The 2865-nt window shown below is 76.8% G+C and carries 2 protein-coding genes; one reads left to right on the top strand and one right to left on the bottom strand.

Annotation, left to right across the window (positions count from 1 at the left end):
• Positions 1–994 (top strand): phosphotransferase enzyme family protein (locus ACWJ6R_RS33865; protein WP_449066124.1); only part of this gene is annotated, 994 nt, incomplete at its 5' end.
• On the opposite strand, the gene ACWJ6R_RS33860 is transcribed toward ACWJ6R_RS33865, so the two are convergent.
• Positions 966–2865 (bottom strand): tetratricopeptide repeat protein (locus ACWJ6R_RS33860; protein WP_449066123.1); only part of this gene is annotated, 1900 nt, incomplete at its 5' end. The genes ACWJ6R_RS33865 and ACWJ6R_RS33860 overlap by 29 nt on opposite strands.

Genomic DNA, 2865 nt, shown 5'->3' with positions numbered 1-2865 from the left:
GCGGTGCTGGACGCGCGCGCACGCGACCGCCCGGACGGCGGCGCGCCTGTACGGCCTGCCCGGCGCCGAGGTCACGCTGATCAACGTGTCGGAGAACGCCACCTTCCGGGTCGACGACCCGGAGACCGGGTTCCGGGCCGTGCTGCGGGTGCACCGGCTCGGCTACCACTCCGCCGCCGCGATCCGCTCCGAGCTGGCCTGGCTGGAGGCGCTCCGCGAGGAGGCCGGGGTCAGGACGCCGGAGGTGCTCCGCGCCCCGGACGGCTCCCGGGTGCTGACGGTCCCGGGGGAGCCGCCCCGCGAGTGCGTCCTGTTCGAGTTCCTGCCGGGGACCGAGCCCCCGCAGGACCGCCTGGTCGAGGGCTTCGAGCGGCTCGGCGCGACCACCGCGCGGATGCACCGGCACGCGCGGTCCTGGCGCCGCCCGGCCGCCTTCACCCGCTTCCACTGGGACTACGGCGCCGCGCTGGGACAGGAGTCCCGGTGGGGGCGCTGGCGGGACGGGCCCGGCATGGACCGCGAGGCGCTCGCCGTACTGGGCCGGCTGGCGGAGGAGGTGCGCGGGCGGCTGCGCCGCTTCGGCCGGGACGCCGACCGCTACGGCCTGATCCACGCCGACCTGCGGCTGGCCAACCTGCTGGTGACCGGCGACGGGCCGCCCAGCGTCATCGACTTCGACGACTGCGGCTTCGGCTGGTACCTCTACGACCTGGCCGCGGCGCTCAGCTTCATCGAGCACCGCCCCGAGGTCCCGGAGATGATCGACGCCTGGCTGCGGGGCTACCGGACCGTCCTCGGCCTGCCCGCCGAGGACGAGGCCGAGGCCTGGACGTTCGTCATGTTCCGCCGCCTGCTGCTGGTGGCCTGGATCGGCAGCCACGCCGGAGTGGAGACCGCCGCCGGACTCGGCGCGGGCTACACCCGGGGCACCTGCGAGCTGGCCGAGCGCTACCTGGCGGGGGAGCTCACCCGGTCCGGCCGGAGCCGCCGCTGAGGCCGCCGCCGGAGTCCCCGGGGGAGCCGGGGACGTCGCCGATGGCTCCGGGGGAGCCGCGACCGGGGTCGTCGCCCGGGTCGTCGCAGGGGACGCCGCCGAGGTCGGTCAGCTCGCGCCGGACGTCCTCGTCGTCGGGGGCCAGCTCCAGCGCCCTGGCCAGGTCGGCCGCGGCCTCCCGCTCGCGCCCCGCCGCGCGCAGCGCCAGCGCCCGGTTGAACAGCAGCGCCGGATCGGCACCCGGTTCCAGGGCGCGGGTGAAGTCGGCGACCGCGCCCTCCGGGTCCCCGGTCTCGAAGGCCAGCACCCCCCGGCTGGCCCAGGCGGCCGAGAGGCCGGGGGAGCGTTCCAGCGCGCGGTCGAACGCCGCCCGCGCCGGGGCGTGCCGTCCCTCGGCCATCTCCACCTGGCCCAGCGCGCACAGCAGGTAGGGGTTGTCCGGATCCAGGGCGAGCCCGGCCTCGGCATCCGCGCGCGCCCTGCCGTACTCGCCGAGCGCGGCCAGCAGGCCGGCCCGGTTGGCCAGGGCGTCCACGAACTCCGGATCGAGCTCCAGGGCGTGGTCCAGGTCGGCCAGGGCCCCGGCGTGGTCGCCGGTGGAGAAGCGGATCTCGGCCCGGTTGTAGTACGGCTCGGGGAAGGGTGGGCCCGCCCGCATCGCCGTCTCGTAGTCGGCGACCGCCGCGTCCAGCCGGCCGAGCCGGTGCAGCAGGTTGCCCCGGTCGATGTAGTAGTCGGGGTAGCCCGGATCCGCGGCGATGGCCGCGTCCAGGTCCTCCAGGGCCGCCTCCGGGCGGCCCAGCATGACGGTCAGCTGCGCCCGGTTGGCCAGCAGCACCAGCCGGTGGATCGGGTGCTCGTCCGGCCCCAGCTCCCGGTCGGCCAGCTCCACGGCCTGCTGGACCAGCTCCAGCGCCCTGGCGGGGCGGCCGAGCCGTACCTCGACCAGGGCGCGGCCGTTGAGGTCGAAGCCCAGTTTGAAGGCCCGCTCACGCGGGTCCGGCAGCAGCGTCGAGATGGCGATCGCCTGGTTCACCCAGGCCAGTGCCGCCTCCGGGTCGCGCCGGGCGGGGTCGTGGTGGCGGACTTTCAGCATGCCGGTGGAGTAGGCGGCGGCCGCGTGCGTGACCGGGGAGACGCTCTCCCTCCTGGCCAGGTCGAACAGGGCCACGGCCTCGTCCTCGCGGCGCAGCGAGCCGAGCGCGGTCGCGGTGCTGTGCAGGAACCGCCACCAGGTCTCCGGGTCGGTCTCCGGATCGGTCAGCGCGAGCCCGCGCGGGCCCAGCTCCGTGACGGCGTCGTGGCATCCGGCGTCCAGGCACCACTGCACCGCGAAGCGCAGCGCCTCCACGGCCCGGCGGGGGTCGGTGCCGCGCTCGCGGTGGTAGGGGATCGCGCCGAGGCGCGCGCCGACGGAGCCCTGCCGCTCCAGCTCGTCGGCGCGCTTGTCGTGCTCCTCGGGCTCGAGGTCGGGCGGCGCCGCGGCCTGCTCCCGCAGTTCCACGGTGAGCAGCTCCGGCGGGATCCGGCGGCGCAGCACCGCCAGCAGTTCCAGGTCGGTGGGGTCGGCCTCGGCGGTGCCGGTGACGACGAGCCTGCGGGGCCCGGTCCGCTCCTCCAGATGGGCGCGGAGGAACTCGGCGACGCCGTTGGCGATGCGCAGCGTCCGGCGCGGCGCGTGGACCAGGATCCGCTCCGCCCGGGGCAGGGCGTCCGCCCTGGACCGGCGCCGGGCGGGGATCAGGTCGCGCAGGTCGGGGGCGATGGCGCGCAGTTCGACGTCGTAGCGGGCGACGAGCTCCGGCAGGGCGTCCGGCAGCAGGGCGGCGACGATCGCGCCGCGGCGGTGTACGGCCCGCGCAGGCGCCGGT

The sequence above is a fragment of the Planomonospora algeriensis genome, from assembly GCF_977012225.1.
This window is presented reverse-complemented; position numbering and strand designations above follow the sequence as displayed.